Annotated in this window: 11 protein-coding genes; 7 read left to right on the forward strand and 4 right to left on the reverse strand. The window is 72.6% G+C overall.

Annotated elements, in window-relative coordinates; all coding sequences use genetic code 11:
• Positions 1–66: 66 nt before the first annotated feature.
• The 4 genes from ACFWP2_RS25240 (at position 67) to ACFWP2_RS25255 (ending at position 6005) form a co-directional block, all read left to right on the forward strand.
• Positions 67–783, forward strand: coding sequence for a response regulator transcription factor (locus tag ACFWP2_RS25240; protein ID WP_360341011.1), 717 nt, complete (start codon positions 67–69; stop codon positions 781–783).
• A 252-nt stretch (positions 784–1035) separates the two neighbouring features.
• The gene (locus ACFWP2_RS25245) at positions 1036–2280 is read left to right on the forward strand and encodes an HRDC domain-containing protein (RefSeq protein ID WP_380455194.1); all 1245 of its coding nucleotides are present in this window, start codon (positions 1036–1038) and stop codon (positions 2278–2280) included.
• A 330-nt stretch (positions 2281–2610) separates the two neighbouring features.
• On the forward strand, positions 2611–3855 hold the full coding sequence (locus tag ACFWP2_RS25250; protein ID WP_380455196.1) for a thiolase family protein: 1245 nt from the start codon (positions 2611–2613) through the stop codon (positions 3853–3855).
• Between the two features lie 2 nt (positions 3856–3857).
• On the forward strand, positions 3858–6005 hold the full coding sequence (locus ACFWP2_RS25255) for a 3-hydroxyacyl-CoA dehydrogenase NAD-binding domain-containing protein (protein ID WP_380455198.1): 2148 nt from the start codon (positions 3858–3860) through the stop codon (positions 6003–6005).
• A 186-nt stretch (positions 6006–6191) separates the two neighbouring features.
• Here the strand turns inward: ACFWP2_RS25255 and ACFWP2_RS25260 are convergent, their stop codons facing one another.
• From ACFWP2_RS25260 to ACFWP2_RS25270, 3 genes are all read right to left on the reverse strand, one after another.
• Positions 6192–7718, reverse strand: coding sequence for an ArnT family glycosyltransferase (locus tag ACFWP2_RS25260; protein ID WP_380455200.1), 1527 nt, complete (start codon positions 7716–7718; stop codon positions 6192–6194).
• Positions 7719–7867: 149 nt separating this feature from the next.
• Complete coding sequence (gene dxs, locus ACFWP2_RS25265) at positions 7868–9775, reverse strand: 1-deoxy-D-xylulose-5-phosphate synthase (RefSeq protein ID WP_380455202.1); 1908 nt, start codon at positions 9773–9775, stop codon at positions 7868–7870.
• 310 nt (positions 9776–10085) lie between these two features.
• Positions 10086–11264: an ROK family protein gene (locus tag ACFWP2_RS25270; protein WP_380455204.1), complete on the reverse strand. Its 1179-nt coding sequence runs from the start codon at positions 11262–11264 to the stop codon at positions 10086–10088.
• A gap of 480 nt (positions 11265–11744) precedes the next feature.
• Between ACFWP2_RS25270 and ACFWP2_RS25275 the strand changes: the two genes are divergently transcribed.
• The 3 genes from ACFWP2_RS25275 to pepN all read left to right on the forward strand — a co-directional run bounded on the left by ACFWP2_RS25275 (position 11745) and on the right by pepN (position 16327).
• Complete coding sequence (locus ACFWP2_RS25275; protein ID WP_380455206.1) at positions 11745–13430, forward strand: PQQ-binding-like beta-propeller repeat protein; 1686 nt, start codon at positions 11745–11747, stop codon at positions 13428–13430.
• A 7-nt stretch (positions 13431–13437) separates the two neighbouring features.
• Positions 13438–13611, forward strand: a complete 174-nt coding sequence (locus ACFWP2_RS25280; RefSeq protein WP_380455208.1) for a hypothetical protein — start codon at positions 13438–13440, stop codon at positions 13609–13611.
• A 136-nt stretch (positions 13612–13747) separates the two neighbouring features.
• Positions 13748–16327: an aminopeptidase N gene (gene pepN, locus ACFWP2_RS25285; protein ID WP_380455210.1), complete on the forward strand. Its 2580-nt coding sequence runs from the start codon at positions 13748–13750 to the stop codon at positions 16325–16327.
• 124 nt (positions 16328–16451) lie between these two features.
• On the opposite strand, the gene ACFWP2_RS25290 is transcribed toward pepN, so the two are convergent.
• Positions 16452–16679 (reverse strand): hypothetical protein, encoded by a 228-nt coding sequence (locus tag ACFWP2_RS25290; RefSeq protein ID WP_380455212.1) that lies wholly within the window; start codon positions 16677–16679, stop codon positions 16452–16454.
• Positions 16680–16698 lie beyond the last annotated feature (19 nt).

The raw sequence follows: 16698 nt of genomic DNA on the forward strand, positions 1-16698 counted from the left end.
TCCGAACGCGGAACACTCCGACCGCCCCCATCGGGGTTCCGTCCGCCACTCCCCGCAGGAGGCCTGGTGTCGGTCCTTCTTGAGCACCCCACGAACGTGGTCGCCTACCGGCCGACCAAGCCCACCGCCATGGTGGTCATCGCCGATCCCCGCGTCCGAAACACCGTCACCCGCCACCTGTGGGCACTCGGCGTCCGCGACGTGATCGAGGTGTCCTCCATCGCCGAGGCCCGCCCCAGGGTCTCCACTCCGCGCGACATCTGCGTCGCCGACGTGCACCTCCCGGACGGCTCCGGGCTGACCATCCTCGCCGAGACCCGCGCCGCGGGCTGGCCCAACGGCCTGGCACTGTCCGCCGCCGACGACATCGGCGCGGTCCGCAGCGCACTGGCCGGCGGCGTCAAGGGATACGTGGTGACCGGCACCCGGACGAACGTCGCGATGCCGGGCCGCCCGGGCCTGCCGCTCGGCGCCGCCGGGCTGGCCGGCCGGATGCGCCGCCCCGGGATGCCGGGCATGCCGGGCGCGGCGGGTGCGCCGGGCGCCCCCGGAGCTCCCGGTGCGCCGGGCGCGCAGCAGGCCGCGTACCGCGAGCTTTCCGGCCGCGAGGTCGAGGTGCTGCGGCTGGTCGCCGAGGGGCAGTCCAACAAGGCGATCGGCGTGGCGATGGGCCTGTCGGCGCTCACCGTCAAGAGCCACCTCGCCCGGATCGCCCGCAAGCTGGGCACCGGGGACCGAGCCGGGATGGTCGCGGTCGCGCTGCGCACCGGCATCATCCACTGAGCCGGGCGCGCCGGACCGCTGCGGCGGCCGAGGAGGAACGTTTCCTCCTCGGCCGCCGTCACGCTGTGCCGGGGCCCGGGGCGCGCGGTCCCCGCACGGGGACGGTCGGGCCGGCGGTCCCACACCGCCCCGTGCGGCCCCCTCGCGGTCCCTGAGTGGTCCCTGCGCGATCCCCTGGCGACCCCTTGGCGATCAACAGTCTGACCAGTCCGACAACACTCCCGGCCGTGAGGACCGTCGTACCCTTGGGGGGTGACCGACGCCGTAGCAGCCATCCCAGAAGAAGCAGCCCCGGTCCCGCTCCTCGAACCGAAGGACGGGATCCCGCCCGTGGTGGCGGACGACCGGGCGCTGGCCGCCATCGTCGCCGCCTTCGCGGCGGGCACCGGACCGGTGGCCGTCGACGCCGAACGGGCCTCCGGCTACCGCTACGGGCAGCGCGCGTACCTCATCCAGCTGCGCCGCGCGGGTTCCGGCTCCGCCCTGATCGACCCGATCGCCTGCCCGGACCTCAGCGCGCTCGGCCGGGCCGTCGAGGACGCCGAATGGGTGGTCCACGCGGCCAGCCAGGACCTGCCCTGCCTGTCCGAGGTCGGCATGAGACCCCGGCGCCTGTTCGACACCGAGCTGGCCGGGCGGATCGCCGGCTTCGCCCGGGTCGGCCTCGGGCCGATGACCGAGAACGTGCTCGGGCTGAGCCTGGCCAAGGAGCACTCCGCGGTCGACTGGTCCACCCGTCCGCTGCCCGAGCCGTGGCTGCGCTACGCCGCTCTGGACGTCGAGGTGCTGGTCGAGCTGCGCGACGCACTCGAACGGGAGCTGGACGCCCAGGGCAAGCTCGGCTGGGCCATGGAGGAGTTCGCCGCGATCGCCGCCGCGCCCCGCCCGGCCCCGCGCACCGACCCGTGGCGCCGCACCTCGCAGCTGCACAAGATCCGCCGCCGCCGTCAGCTGGCCGTGGTGCGCGAGCTGTGGCTCGCCCGTGACCGGATGGCGCAGGAGCGCGACGTCTCCCCCGGCCGGGTGCTCGCGGACGCCGCGATCGTCAACGCCGCGCTGGCCATGCCGCTGAACATCGCCTCGTTGCAGGCCGTGCAGGGCTTCGGCCCCCGGGTGCACCGGCGCCAGCTGGAGCAGTGGCTGGCGGCCGTGCAGCGCGGCCGGGAGATCCCCGAGAACCTGCTGCCGTCGGCCACCGCGCCGCACGACGGACCGCCGCCGCCGCGGGCCTGGGCCGAGAAGGACCCGGTGGCCGCCGCCCGGCTCTCCGGCGCGCGCAGCGCGATCGGCGAGCTGGCCGAGCGCTACCACCTGCCGGCCGAGAACCTGATCACCCCGGACCTGGTCCGGCGGGTCTCCTGGCAGCCGCCGACCGACCCGGGCCCCGAGGACGTGGCGGCCGCGCTGCGCGGGCTCGGCGCCCGGCAGTGGCAGGTGGACCTGGTGGCGCCGGCGATGGCCGCCGCGTTCGCCGCGGCGGCCATCGCCCAGGGCTGATCGCGACCGAGGGCCGACCGCGGCGCCGGGGCTGATCGCGAGGCCGGGGGCTGATCTCGGCGCCGCGCGCGGAGCCGAGCCGGGCCGATCCGGCAACACGACGAAGGGGATGTCGTCCGTACGGGCGACATCCCCTTCGTCGTGCCCGGGAACGGAGCTCCTGGTCGGACGTGCCGGGGAACGTGTCGGGGGACACACGGTCAGATCCCTCCGAGGGGCCTGGGCAGGTTGGTTACCGGCGGGTAGCATGACCGTGAGCGGCGCCGCTCGGGTGTTCCACGGCGGCAGCCTGCCCACCTCGAAATGTTGGTCCCTGGGAGGAGAGCCCCCGTGCCTCGTACCGCGAGGGACGTCGTCTTCGTCGATGGCGTCCGCACCCCGTTCGGCAAGGCCGGCCCGAAGGGCATCTACCACGAGACCCGCGCCGACGACCTGGTCGTCAAGTGCATCCGGGAGCTCGTGCGCCGTAACCCGAACCTGCCCGTCGAGCGCATCGACGAGGTCGCCGTCGCGGCCACCACGCAGATCGGCGACCAGGGTCTGACCATCGGACGCACCGCCGCCCTGCTGGCCGGCCTGCCGAAGTCCGTCCCCGGCTACGCGATCGACCGCATGTGCGCCGGCGCGCTGACCGCGGTGACCACCACCGCCGGCGGCATCGCCTTCGGCGCGTACGACGTGGTCGTGGCCGGCGGTGTCGAGCACATGGGCCGCCACCCGATGGGCGAGGGCGTCGACCCGAACCCGCGCTTCGTCTCTGAGAAGCTGGTCGACGAGTCCGCCCTGTTCATGGGCATGACCGCGGAGAACCTGCACGACCGGTTCCCGCACCTGACCAAGGAGCGCTGCGACGCCTACGCCGTGCGCTCGCAGGAGAAGGCCGCCAAGGCGTACGCCAACGGCGACATCCAGCCCGACCTGGTGCCGATCACGATCCGCAACACCAACCCCGAGGTCGGCGAGACCGGCTGGGGCCTGGCCACCGTGGACGAGCCGATGCGCCCGGGCACCACGATGGAGAACCTGGCGGGCCTCAAGACCCCGTTCCGCCCGCACGGCAACATCACCGCGGGCAACTCGGCCGGTCTGAACGACGGTGCCACCGCCTCGCTGCTGGCCGCCGAGGACGTCGCCGAGGAGCTCGGCCTCCCGGTCCGGATGCGCCTGGTCTCCTTCGCCTTCGCGGGCGTCGAGCCCGAGGTCATGGGCGTCGGCCCGGTGCCGGCCACCGAGAAGGCGCTGGCCAAGGCCGGTCTGACCATCGACGACATCCAGGCCTTCGAGGTCAACGAGGCCTTCGCCGTCCAGGTCCTGGCCTTCCTGGACCACTTCGGCATCGCGGACGACGACGAGCGGGTCAACCCGTACGGCGGTGCGATCGCCTTCGGCCACCCGCTGGCCTCCTCCGGCGTGCGCCTGATGAACCAGCTGGCCCGCCGCTTCGAGCAGCGCCCGGACGTCCGCTACGGCCTCACCACGATGTGCATCGGCTTCGGCATGGGCGGGACCATCATCTGGGAGAACCCGCACTGGAGCGGCGCGGCCCAGAACACCGAGCTCGAGGGTGGTAAGTGACCATGGCCGACACCACTGAGCTGCTGACCCGCGGCGCCGAGCTCTTCCCGGGCGAGGTCGTCACGACGGCGCACGTCCGCCACCTCGACCTGCCGCTGCAGGCCGGCCGGCTGGCCCTGATCACCCTGGACAACGGCTTCGACCACACCAAGCCGACCACCTTCGGCCCGGGCTCGCTGCTCAAGCTGAACGAGGCGCTGGACCAGGTCGAGGCCGAGGCCGCCGAGGGCACCATCATCGGTGCCGCGATCACCGGCAAGCCGTTCATCTTCGCGGTCGGCGCCGACCTCAAGGGCGTCGAGGTGCTCAAGGAGCACACGGACGCGCTGGCCATCGGCAAGGGCGGCCACGACGTCTTCAAGCGGATCGCCGCGCTGCCCGTCCCCACCTTCGCCTTCTACAACGGCGCGGCGATGGGCGGCGGCGTCGAGGTCGGCCTGCACTGCGACTACCGCACGGTGTCGGCGGGCGTCCCGGCCTTCTCGCTGCCCGAGGTCTTCCTCGGCCTCGTCCCCGGCTGGGGCGGCTGCACCATCCTGCCGAACCTGGTGGGTGCCGGTAAGGCCGTCAAGGTCATCGTCGAGAACTCGATGAACCAGAACAAGCAGCTCAAGGGCAAGGACGTGTTCGAGCTGGGGATCGCCGACGCGATCTTCGAGCCGGCCGACTTCCTGGAGCAGTCGCTGCTCTGGGCCGCCAAGGTCGTCAAGGGCGACGTCGTCGTCGAGCGCGAGGCGATCGACCGCGGCAAGGCCTGGGACGACGCCGTCCTCTGGGGCCGCATGGTCGCCGACGCCAAGGTGCACGGCGCCGCTCCGGCCGCCTACAAGGCGCTGGACATCATCGCCGCCGCCAAGGACTTCGACCTCGCCGACAAGGCGAGCCTCCAGCCCGGCTTCGACGCCGAGGACGCGGCCCTGGCCGACCTCATCATGAGCGGCGAGCTGCGCAGCGGCATCTACGCCTTCAACCTGGTGCAGCGTCGGGCCAAGCGCCCGGTCGGCGCGCCGGACAAGTCGCTGGCCCGCCCGGTCACCAAGGTCGGCGTCGTCGGCGCCGGTCTGATGGCCTCGCAGCTGGCGCTGCTGTTCGCCCGCCGTCTGGAGGTGCCGGTGGTCCTCACCGACATCGACCAGGCGCGCGTCGACAAGGGCGTCGGCTACGTCCACGCCGAGATCGACAAGCTGCTCGGCAAGGGCCGGATCGGCCAGGACAAGGCCAACCGCCTCAAGGGCCTGGTCTCCGGCTCGCTGGACAAGGCCGCCGCCTTCGGCGACGCGGACTTCGTCATCGAGGCCGTGTTCGAGGAGATGGGCGTCAAGCAGGCCGTCTTCGCGGACCTGGAGAACGTGGTCTCGCCGACCTGCGTGCTGGCGACCAACACCTCCTCGCTGTCGGTCACCGAGATGGCCTCGAAGCTGAAGCACCCCGAGCGGGTCGTCGGCTTCCACTTCTTCAACCCGGTCGCGATCCTGCCGCTGCTGGAGATCGTCCGCGGCGACGCGACCGACGACGCCGCGCTGGCCACCGCCTTCGCCGTGTCGAAGAAGCTGAAGAAGACCTCGGTCCTGTGCAAGGACCGCCCGGCGTTCGTGGTGAACCGGATCCTGACCCGCTTCATGGGCGAGATCCAGAACATCATCGACGAGGGCACCCCGATCGCCGACGTCGAGAAGGCCGTCGAGCCGCTCGGCCTGCCGATGTCCCCGATCGTGCTGCTGGAGCTGGTCGGCCCGGCCATCGCCCTGCACGTCTCGGAGACCCTGCACGGCGCCTTCCCGGAGCGGTTCACCGTCTCCGAGAACCTCGCCAAGGTGGTCAAGGCCGGCAAGCGCGGCTTCTACACCTGGGTGGACGGCCAGCAGGTCCTCGACCCCGAGGTGCTGGAGCTGCTGTCCTTCGGCGACTCGGTGCTCACCGAGGAGCAGGTCCGCGCCCGCTCCCTGGAGGCCGTCGCTCAGGAGATCGGCCTGATGCTGGAGGAGGGTGTCGTCGCCGAGGCGCAGGACATCGACCTGTGCATGATCACCGGTGCCGGCTGGCCCTTCCACCTGGGCGGGATCACCCCGTACCTGGACCGTGAGGGCATCTCGGAGCGGGTGAACGGCAAGGCCTTCCTCGCCCCCGGCGTGGCCTCGGTGCCCGCGTAAGGCGTAGGCGCAGCCCGTAACGGAGGAGCCCCGGTGACCACCAGGTCACCGGGGCTCCTCGGTGTGTACGGGGCCTTCGGCGCGGGACTGCGTGTACGGACGTCTCTCACGCAGGGGCGGGAACGGACGTCTCGCGTGCAGAGGCGAGTACGGACGTCTCCCGCGCAGGGGCCCGGTACGGACGCCTCAGTGCTTGAGGCGGTAGACCACGGTGTCGGCGAAGACGCCGACCATCTCGTAGTGGGTGTCCAGCAGGTTCTCGATCCGGGGGACCATGACCGGCTGGTACGGGGCGATGCCGGAGTCGTCGACCACGACCTCGGGCAGGCCGTTGGCCAGTTCCTTGTCGAAGGTCTGCCAGGCGTTGGAGACGCTGAACTGCTCGCCGACGTTCTGGTTGCCGTCCTTGCCGCCGCTGTAGTTGGTGAGGAAGCCGGCGGTCAGGTACCGGGTGGCGGGTTTGCGGTCGGCCAGCCAGTACAGCTCGGGGTGCATGCCCCAGACCAGCACGGTGTCCTTGGGGGTGGTCTGGGCGGCGACGGCGGTGGCGACCTCGGTGGTGCGGTTGAGCCGCTCCCCCGGCCAGGCCATCGCCAGGCCCCAGAACACCGTGGCGGCGGCCGTGGTGTACGCCAGGACGGGTTTCCAGCGGATCGCCGAGGTGGCGACCGCCCCGGTGCCCAGCAGCACCAGCGGCGGCATCAGCTGGAGGTAGTAGTGGCCGAAGAAGTGGAAGCCCACGCTGACCGCGACGACCGAGGAGAGCAGCCAGACCCACAGGTCGGTGGTCGAGCCGTGCTCCTCGCCGGCCACCGGCAGCGGGCGGTGGCGGTACTTGAGCCAGAGCCGGCGCCCGACCGGGAGCAGGAAGCCCAGGCCGGCCGCGGCCAGGATGGCCGAGTTGCCGAGGGCCCGGCCGAGCATCTGGAGCCAGGCGCCGCCGAAGGAGGCGTAGTCGCCACTGCCGGTGACCACCCAGAAGAGGAAGCCCTTGGGCTTGGTGAGGATCACCGCGACCAGCGCTATCGGCAGGGTGAAGCCGAACCCGATCTTGAACAGCGCGGGCGGCCAGCGCACCCCGCGCCGGCGGGTGTCCTGGAAGAGCATCCAGAGCACCGGCAGCAGCACCGCTCCGCCGGTCTGCTTGGTCAGTGAGCACAGGGCGACCGCGATGCCCGCGGCCAGCCAGCGGCGCCGTTCGGCGTACCGGAAGGCGGCCACCATGGCGGGCAGCATGAAGACCTCGAAGGTCGCCGCCTGGGTGTCCTCCGGGGAGAGCCCGATGGAGACCAGCAGGTAGAGCAGTCCGGCCCCGGCCCCGGCCCGGTTGCCCCAGCGGCCGCGGGCGATCGAGGCCAGCAGGATGGCCGTGACCAGGTGGGCCACCACCGCCAGGGTGCGCAGCGGCCAGAGCGAGGCGGAGCCGAAGACCGCGAAGCAGGCCTGGTAGAGCCAGGGCAGCAGCGGTGGCTTGCGGTCCACCACGGTGTCGTACAGCACGCCGCCGTCCGCCAGCATCCGGGCCTGGGTGGCCAGGAAGCCCTCGTCCGGGCTCCAGACGGGCCGGGCGAAGGAGGGGATGTGGGTGAGCAGCGCGACCAGCGCGAGCACCGGCACCAGCCTGGTCCAGTACCCGGTCAGGAGACGGGTGCGGACGCGCTCGGGCAGGCGCTCGGCCAGTCCGGTGAGGCGGAGGCGGGTGGGGGTCGGCACGAGTGACAACCTACCGGGCGGGATCGGCGCCGATGGCGCCGGTCCCACCCCTCAGTGCGATTGTCAGCTTGTTCCGTGACGAACTGTTACGGAGTTACGACAAACGGTCGTCGGCGGAACGGGGGACCGCCCCGCCGGACGGCCCCCGGTCAGGCCTGGACCGGCGCCGCGTCCAGCTTGGAGACCAGCGCCGTCACCTTTCGGGCGATGTCCGGGGCGTTCAGGCCGATCTCGGCCAGGATCTCGGCCCGGCTGGCGTGGTCCAGGAACTCCTGCGGGATGCCGAAGTCGCGCACCGGCAGGTCCACGTCCGCGTCCCGCAGCGCCTGCGCCACGGCCGCGCCGACGCCGCCCACCCGGCCGTTGTCCTCGATGGTGACGACCACCCGGTGCTCGGCGGCCAGGCCCGGCAGGGCCGGGTCCACCGGCTTGACCCAGCGCGGGTCCACCACGGTGGCGGTGATGCCCTGGGCGGCCAGCAGGTCGGCGACCTCCAGGCTGGTGGGGGCCATCGCGCCGACCGAGACGATCAGCACGTCGGCGCGGTGGGCGCCGGAGGACTCCTCGGCGGCGCGCAGCACGTCCATGCCGCCGACCCGGCCGACCGCGGGGACGGCCGGGCCGACCGTGCCCTTGGAGTAGCGGACCACGGTCGGGGCGTCCTTGACCTGGACGGCCTCGCGCAGCTGGGCGCGGACCTGGTCGGCGTCGCGCGGGGCGGCCAGCCGCAGGGTCGGGATGATCTGCAGCATCGACATGTCCCACATGCCGTTGTGCGAGGCGCCGTCGTCGCCGGTGACGCCGGCCCGGTCCAGGACGAAGGTGACGCCCAGCTTGTGCAGGGCCACGTCCATCAGGACCTGGTCGAAGGCCCGGTTCAGGAAGGTCGCGTAGACCGCGAACACCGGGTGCAGGCCGTTGGTGGCCAGGCCGGCGGCGCTGGTGACGGCGTGCTGCTCGGCGATGCCGACGTCGAAGATCCGGTCCGGGAAGGCCTCGGCGAACGGGGCCAGGCCCACCGGGTGGAGCATGGCGGCGGTGATGCCGACGATGTCCTCGCGCTCGCGGCCGAGCGCCACCATCTCCTCGGCGAAGACCGAGGTCCAGCTCTGCCCGCCGCCGCTCGCGATCGGCAGGCCGGTCTCCGGGTGGATCTTGCCGACCGCGTGGAAGCGGTCCTCGTCGTTGTTCTCGGCGGCGTGGTAGCCGCGGCCCTTCTCGGTGAGGCAGTGCACGATCACCGGGCCGCCGAAGCCGCGCGCCTTGGTCAGCGCGGACTCCAGGGCGGTCAGGTCGTGGCCGTCGATCGGGCCGATGTACTTGAGGCCGAGGTCCTCGAACATGCCCTGCGGGGCGATGAAGTCCTTGAGGCCCTTCTTGGCGCCGTGCAGCGTCTCGAACAGCTGCTGGCCGACCACCGGGGTGCGCTGGAGCGCGTCCTTGCCCCAGGACAGGAACCGCTCGTAGCCCTGGGTGGTGCGCAGGGTGGCGAGGTGGTTGGCCAGGCCGCCGATGGTCGGCGAGTAGGAGCGCTCGTTGTCGTTGACGACGATGACGAGCGGGCGGTCCTCGGCGTCGGCGATGTTGTTGAGCGCCTCCCAGGCCATGCCGCCGGTGAGCGCGCCGTCGCCGATCACCGCGACGACCGGGTCGTTCTTGCCCAGCAGCTGGTTGGCCTTGGCCAGGCCGTCGGCGTACGAGAGGACGGTGGAGGCGTGCGAGTTCTCGATCACGTCGTGCTCGGACTCGGCGCGGGACGGGTAGCCGGACAGCCCGCCCTTCATCCGCAGCCGGGAGAAGTCCTGGCGGCCGGTGAGCAGCTTGTGGACGTAGCTCTGGTGGCCGGTGTCGAAGAGGATGCGGTCGCGCGGCGAGTCGAAGACCCGGTGCAGCGCGATGGTCAGCTCCACCACGCCGAGGTTGGGCCCGAGGTGGCCACCCGTCTTGGAGACCTCGGTCACCAGGAAGGTCCGGATCTCCTGGGCCAGTGCGGCCAGCTGTCCGGGCGTGAGCCGGTCGAGATCGCGCGGTCCCCGAATGCGGGTCAGCAGGGCCACCCGTTCCTCCTCGTTCAGTGTTCGCGGACCACGGACGGTCCGACGGGCGTCGCTGCCCGGTCCGGTGGCACGCCGACGATCCCGGCCGGTGCCGACCGGTCGAGTCTAATGTCCGCCTCCCGGACACCGAGCGGCGCGCCCGGTGCCACGTCCGGTTACCGCCATTCCGGGAGGTCGGGCCGGGGAGGAGGGTCACGCCCGGTTGACGGACGGGCGTTCGAGCGTCTTTATGTGCCCCGCGCCGGACTCAGGCTTCGCCGCGCCGGACTCAGGCTTCGCCCCGCCGGACTCAGGGTTCGCCGCGCCGGCCTCAGACCCGGCCGAGCGCGCCGGACTCCCCCATCTCGCTCATCACCAGGGCCAGCGCGCCGAGCACCTCGGCCCGGCCGCCGAGGGTGCCGGGGACGACCGAGAGCTGACGGGCGGCGCTCGGGATCGCGTAACGGGCCACCGAGTCCCGGATCGGGGCGAGCACCAGCTCACCGGCCTCGGCGAGGTCCCCGCCGAGGATCACCCGGCGCGGGTTGAGCAGGTTGCACAGGGTGGCGACGCCGGTGCCGATCTGCCGGCCCGCGTCGGCGATCACCCGGCGGCACCCGAGGTCGCCCTGCTGGGCCAGCTCGACCACCCGGGGCAGGCTGAGGTCCGGACCGAGGGTGGAGACGAGCAGCGAGAGCAGGTAGCGGGAACCGACGAAGGTCTCCAGGCAGCCGCGGTTGCCGCAGCGGCAGACCGGCCCGGCCTCGTCCAGCGTGATGTGCCCGATCTCACCCGCGGTGCCGCCCGGCCCGCGGTAGATCTGCCCGTTCACCACCAGCCCGGCGCCGACGCCGCTGGCGACCTTGATGTAGGCGAGGTCGCTCAGCCCCCGGCCGGCGCCCCAGACCAGCTCGCCGAGCGCGCCCAGGTTGGCGTCGTTGTCCACGTGCACCGGCATGCCGAGCCGCTCGGCCAGCTCCCGGCCCGGGGCGATGCCCGTCCAGCCGGGCAGGATCGCGGTGGAGCCGAGCGCGCCGGTCTCCACGTCGATCGGGCCGGGCACGCCGAGGCCGACGCCGATCACCTTGTCGGGGCGGAACCCGGCCTGCGTCAGCAGCCGCTCGACCATCGCCTCGGCGCGGTCGAAGCCCTGCTGGGCGGAGACGTCGACGTCGATCGGGGCGCTCTCCTCGGCCAGCACCCGGTGGGCCAGGTTGCCGACCGCGACGCGCAGGTGGGTGTGGCCGAAGTCGATGCCGACCACGATGCCGGCGTCCCCGCTGAGCGAGACGCTGCGCGCGCGGCGGCCGCCGGAGGAGGTGTCGGCGACCACGACGGTGCCGCTCTCCTTCAACTCCCGCACGATGTTGGACACGGTGGCCGCGGACAGTCCGGTGCCGCGGGCGATCTCGGCCTGGGTCAGCGAGCCGGCCATCCGCACCGCGCGGAGCACCCGTTCCAGGTTCGCCCGGTGCAGCGAGGACTGCGAGCCCGGTGTGTCCGTCGACATGATCCACCCTCCCAGGTCGGGGACCCCTCCGCCGGGCGTCCCCTTCAACTCCTGAAGGGTACGGCCCGGGGGCCCGGGCGCGGGTCCCGGCCGAGGCGGGCGGGCGCACGGGGGAGCGCGGACGGCGCCCGGCCGGCGCGGACCGGACGGCCGGGGCGCGGGCGTGGGGGCGCGGTGATCGGGGGGTGAAAGTGTTGCACGGCCCGGCCCGCGGAGACGGGGATCGGCCGTCCTGGCGGTGGCCGAAATCGGCGCACCATTAGCATGGTGCCCAATTCTCATCTGTCCCATCGGAGCCGTGGACGGCACCGGCAGGGGGACGGGGGGACGTTTCCAGACATGACGGGGAATCAGATGGCAGGGGATCACCCTACGCCGGGGGCAGGCGAAACGCCCGGCAGCGGTCCGCAGGACAACCGGGGCGTCTCGTTCGGGCGCCCGCCGGGCGGCGGTGTGGATCCGGCCGCCGTCGCGGACCAGATGACGCAGCTCGACGGCGCGGCCGTCCCGGGCCAGGCCGCGCCCGCGGGCCCACCGCCGGCCCAGCCGCCCGCCCAGCCGCCGGCACCGCCCGCGCAGCCGCCCGTCGGCAGCCCGGAGTACGCGGCGTACGCGCCGACCGCGACCGGGTTCCCCACCCAGGCCCCGCCGCCGCCCGGCGCCGCCCCGGTCGGCCCGTACGACCCGGCCCCCGGCGCCCCGTACGGCGCCCCGAACGCCGGGCAGGCCTACAACGCGGGCGGCTACAACTACCCGCAGCAGCCGGGGTACAGCTACCCCACCGCACCCGTCGCGCCCGTCGCGCCCGTCGCGCCCAAGCAGCGCAACCCCGTGATGCTGTGGGGCGGGATCATCGGCGGCGTGCTGGCGGTCTCGATCGCGGTGGCCCTGTTCGTCCTGCTCAAGGACCCCGACCCGAAGCCCGACCCCGGCCCGGGCCCGATCGCCGCCGACGGCGGCACCGACAACGGCGGGACCAGCAACGGCCCCACCCCCGGCCCGGGCCCCAAGGGCGGCACCTTCAGCGTCGCCTGGAGCGCCCCCAAGCCGGCCGGCGCGGACAGCTCGACCCAGCTGCTCGGCGTCTGGGGCACCGACAAGCTCGCCGTGCGCGTGGACGGTTCCGGCATCAAGGCCTACAACCTGGCCGACGGCAAGGAGGCCTGGACCATCGCCGCCCCGGCCGGCAGCAAGGAGCTGTGCACCGCCTCGTACGGCGCCAACTCCAAGGGCGTCGCCGCCGTCTCCTTCAACACCGGTGACAGCGACTGCTCCACCGTCGGCGCCGTCGACCTGGCCCAGGGCAAGCTGCTCTGGAGCGTCAAGGTCTCGGCCGACCGGATGTCCTCGCCGACCCTCAGCGTCACCGAGAACGTGGTCGCCGTCGGCGGCAACGCGGTCGGCGCCCTGAACATCGCCACCGGCCAGCCGGCCTGGCAGTACCAGCCGCGCGACAAGGACTGCATCCTGCGCGGCAAGGCGGCCGGCGTCCAGATCGCGGTCAGCGACCGCTGCTACGGCACCAGCGGCCCCAAGTCGCAGCTGGTCATCGTCAACGCCGAGACCGGCAAGCCGGCCAGCACCCCGATCACCCTCACCGGCAGCATCGAGGAGGTCGACGCGGTCGTCCAGGACAAGCCGCTGGTGCTGCTGATGTCCAACGGCCCGCAGGGCGACTACGTCCTGCCGTTCGACAAGGACAACAAGCCGGGCACCCAGATGTCCGTCAAGGAGCCCGGTTCGGACAGCCTGCGCCTCTCCGGCCAGGACGAGGCCGTCACCCGCAACGTGGTCAGCGGCACCACGCTGTACGTCCAGGTCAGCGGCAGCAAGCCGGGCATCAACGCCTACGACCTGAACACCGGCAAGCGGCTCTGGGCGGCCGGCTCCGGCTCGGCCGGCAACGAGCTGCGCCTGGTGGCCGGGACCGACAAGGACGGCAAGGTCCGCGCGGTCGTCGACCAGGGCTACAACAAGCCGGCCCGGCTGGTGACGCTCTCGCCGACCGACGGCTCGCTGTCCGACATCGGCACCATGGCCATGCCGAGCAGCATGAGCATCGGCAGCAGCAGCACCGAGTACCTGATCTCGGACGACGGCGCCGCGGTCTACGCGTTCCGCCGCTACAGCTCCAGCGACGGTCCGCTGACCAAGTGGAAGAAGTGACGCCGGAGTGACGACCCGGGTGACGACCGGAGTGACGACCGGCGTGACGACCCGGGTGACGACCCGGGTGACGACCGGCGTGACGACCCGGGTGACGACCGGCGTGACGACCGGCGTGACGACCGGCGTGACGACCGGCGTGACGACCGGCGTGGCAACCGGGGTGACGACCGGGGCATGACCCCTCGTCGCGGGCCACGCGGGCGGGGCGGGAACGGGCCGAGCGCCCGGGCCCGCCCCGCCCGCGGTTTTCCGGCCGCCCCGCCCGCCGGACATGCGAGGATTCGGACCATCAGTCTGACAAAGGAGTGCAGCGAGTGCCCGGCACAAACCTGACCCGTGAGGAGGCCCGCACCCGGGCCGACCTCCTCCACGTGGACGCGTACGACATCGAGCTCGACCTCGGTTCGGCCCGTGAGGGCGGCACCTTCCGGTCCACCACCGTGGTCCGGTTCACCGCCACCACCCCCGGCGCGGAGACCTTCATCGACCTCGTCGCCCCGAGCGTCGAGGAGGTCGTCCTCAACGGCGTGCGGCTCGACCCGGCGAGCTTCGCCGACAGCCGCATCCCGCTGCCGGGCCTGGCGGCCGAGAACGAGCTGCGGGTCGTCGCGAACTGCGAGTACACCAACACCGGTGAGGGCCTGCACCGGTTCGTCGACCCGGTCGACGGCGAGACCTACCTGTACACCCAGTTCGAGGTGCCGGACGCCCGCCGGGTCTTCGCCAACTTCGAGCAGCCCGACCTGAAGGCCGCGTTCGCGTTCACCGTGACCGCGCCCCGGGGCTGGGTCGTGGTCTCCAACTCGCCGACCCCGGAGCCGGCCGGCGACGGGGACACCCGGGTCTGGACCTTCGAGCCCACCGGCCGGATCTCCACCTACATCACCGCGCTCGTCGCCGGCCCGTACGTCGGGGTCTTCGACACCTACGAGAACGGCGAGCAGAAGGTGCCGCTGGGCGTCTACTGCCGGCCCTCGCTGCGCGAGTTCCTGGACCCGGAGGCCGTCTTCGAGGTCACCAAGCAGGGCTTCGACTACTTCCAGGAGAAGTTCGACTTCCCGTACCCGTTCGCCAAGTACGACCAGCTCTTCGTCCCGGAGTTCAACGCCGGTGCGATGGAGAACGCGGGCGCCGTCACCCTGCGCGACCAGTACGTGTTCCGCTCCAAGGTCACCGACGCCGCCTACGAGGCCCGCGCCGCGACGATCCTGCACGAGCTCGCCCACATGTGGTTCGGCGACCTCGTCACCATGGAGTGGTGGAACGACCTCTGGCTGAACGAGTCCTTCGCGACCTACGCCGAGGCGGTCTGCCAGGCCGAGGCCCCCGGCTCCAAGTGGCCGCACTCCTGGACCACCTTCGCCAACCAGATGAAGACCTGGGCGTACCGGCAGGACCAGCTGCCGTCCACCCACCCGATCATGGCGGAGATCAACGACCTGGAGGACGTCCAGGTCAACTTCGACGGCATCACCTACGCCAAGGGCGCCTCGGTGCTCAAGCAGCTGGTGGCGTACGTCGGCCAGGACGCCTTCTTCCAGGGCGTGCAGGCGTACTTCAAGCGCCACGCCTGGGGCAACACCCGGCTCAGCGACCTGCTCGGCGCCCTGGAGGAGGCCAGCGGACGCGACCTCAAGGCCTGGTCCAAGGCCTGGCTGGAGACCGCCGGCATCAACGTGCTGCACCCGTCGATCGTGGTGAACACCGACGGCGAGATCGAGTCCTTCGCCGTACTCCAGGAGGCCCCCGCGCTGCCCGCCGGCGCCAAGGGCGAGGCCGTGCTGCGGCCGCACCGCATCGCGATCGGCCTGTACGAGCTGAACGGCGACGCGCTGGTGCGCACCGACCGGATCGAGCTGGACGTCGACGGCCCGCGCACCGAGGTGCCCGAGCTGGTCGGCCGCCACCGCCCGGCCGTCGTGCTGCTGAACGACGACGACCTCTCGTACGCCAAGATCCGGCTCGACGAGGACTCGCTGGCCGTCGTCACCGAGCACCTCGGCGGCTTCACCGACTCCCTGCCGCGCGCGCTGTGCTGGGCCTCCGCCTGGGACATGACCCGCGACGGCGAGCTGGCCGCCCGCGACTACCTGTCGCTGGCGCTGTCCGGCATCGGGCGCGAGAGCGACATCGGCGTGGTGCAGTCCGTGCAGCGCCAGGTCAAGCTCGCCCTGGACGCCTACGCCGACCCGGCGTGGCGCGAGGAGGGCCTCGACCGCTGGGCCGCCGCCGCGGAGGAGCACCTGCGCGCCGTCGAGCCCGGCAGCGACCACCAGCTGGCCTGGGCCCGCGCCCTCGCCGCGGTCGCCCGTACGGACGGTCAGCTGGGCCTGCTCACCGGGCTGCTGGACGGCTCGGTCGAGATCAAGGGCCTCGCGGTCGACACCGAGCTGCGCTGGACCCTGCTGGCGCGCCTCGCGGCCACCGGGCGGGCCGACGAGGCCGCCATCGCCGCCGAGCTGGAGCGGGACAACACCGCGGCCGGCCAGGAGCACGCGGCCACCTGCCGCGCCGCCCGGCCGACCGCCGAGGCCAAGGCACAGGCCTGGGCGTCGGTGGTGGAGTCCGACAAGCTGACGAACTATGTGCAGGAGGCCGTCATCGCCGGCTTCCAGCAGTCCGACCAGCGCGAGCTGCTCGCACCGTACGCGGCGAAGTACTTCGCGGCGGTCAAGGGCATCTGGGAGACCCGCAGCCACGAGATCTCGCAGCAGATCATCGTCGGGCTGTACCCGGCCCTGCAGGTCAGCCAGGAGACGCTGGACGCGACCGACGCGTGGCTGGCCTCGGCCGAGCCGGCGCCGGCGCTGCGCCGCCAGGTCGTCGAGGCGCGGGCGGGCATCGAGCGCGCGCTCAAGGCCCAGGCCGCCGACCGTGCGGCGGGGGCCCGCTGACGGTGCGCGGATAGCCCGAAGGGGCGCCGGACGGGATCGTCCGGCGCCCCTTCGGGGTCGTGCGGGTCCTGGTGGACGTGGAACGTCCGGATGGACGTCGTGCGGGTCCGGGCGGACCCGGCTGCTACTTCTTCTTGCCCTTGCCGTACGGCAGGCCGGCCAGACCGGCGATCACCGCGAAGGCCACGAGCGGAAGAAACACGAACAGGCCGAGGGTCTCGCCGACGCTCAGGCCGGAACCGGGGTCGTCACCGTCGTCCCGGGCGTAGGCCATGGCGGGCGACGACATCAGCATCATCAGCGTGACCGTTGCGGAGACCGCGCCGGCTCGCAAAGCGTTCCTCTTGTCCACGTTTCCAACTTACTCGCTG

Source organism: Kitasatospora sp. NPDC058444 (genome assembly GCF_042721415.1).
Classification (GTDB): Bacteria; Actinomycetota; Actinomycetes; order Streptomycetales; family Streptomycetaceae; genus Kitasatospora.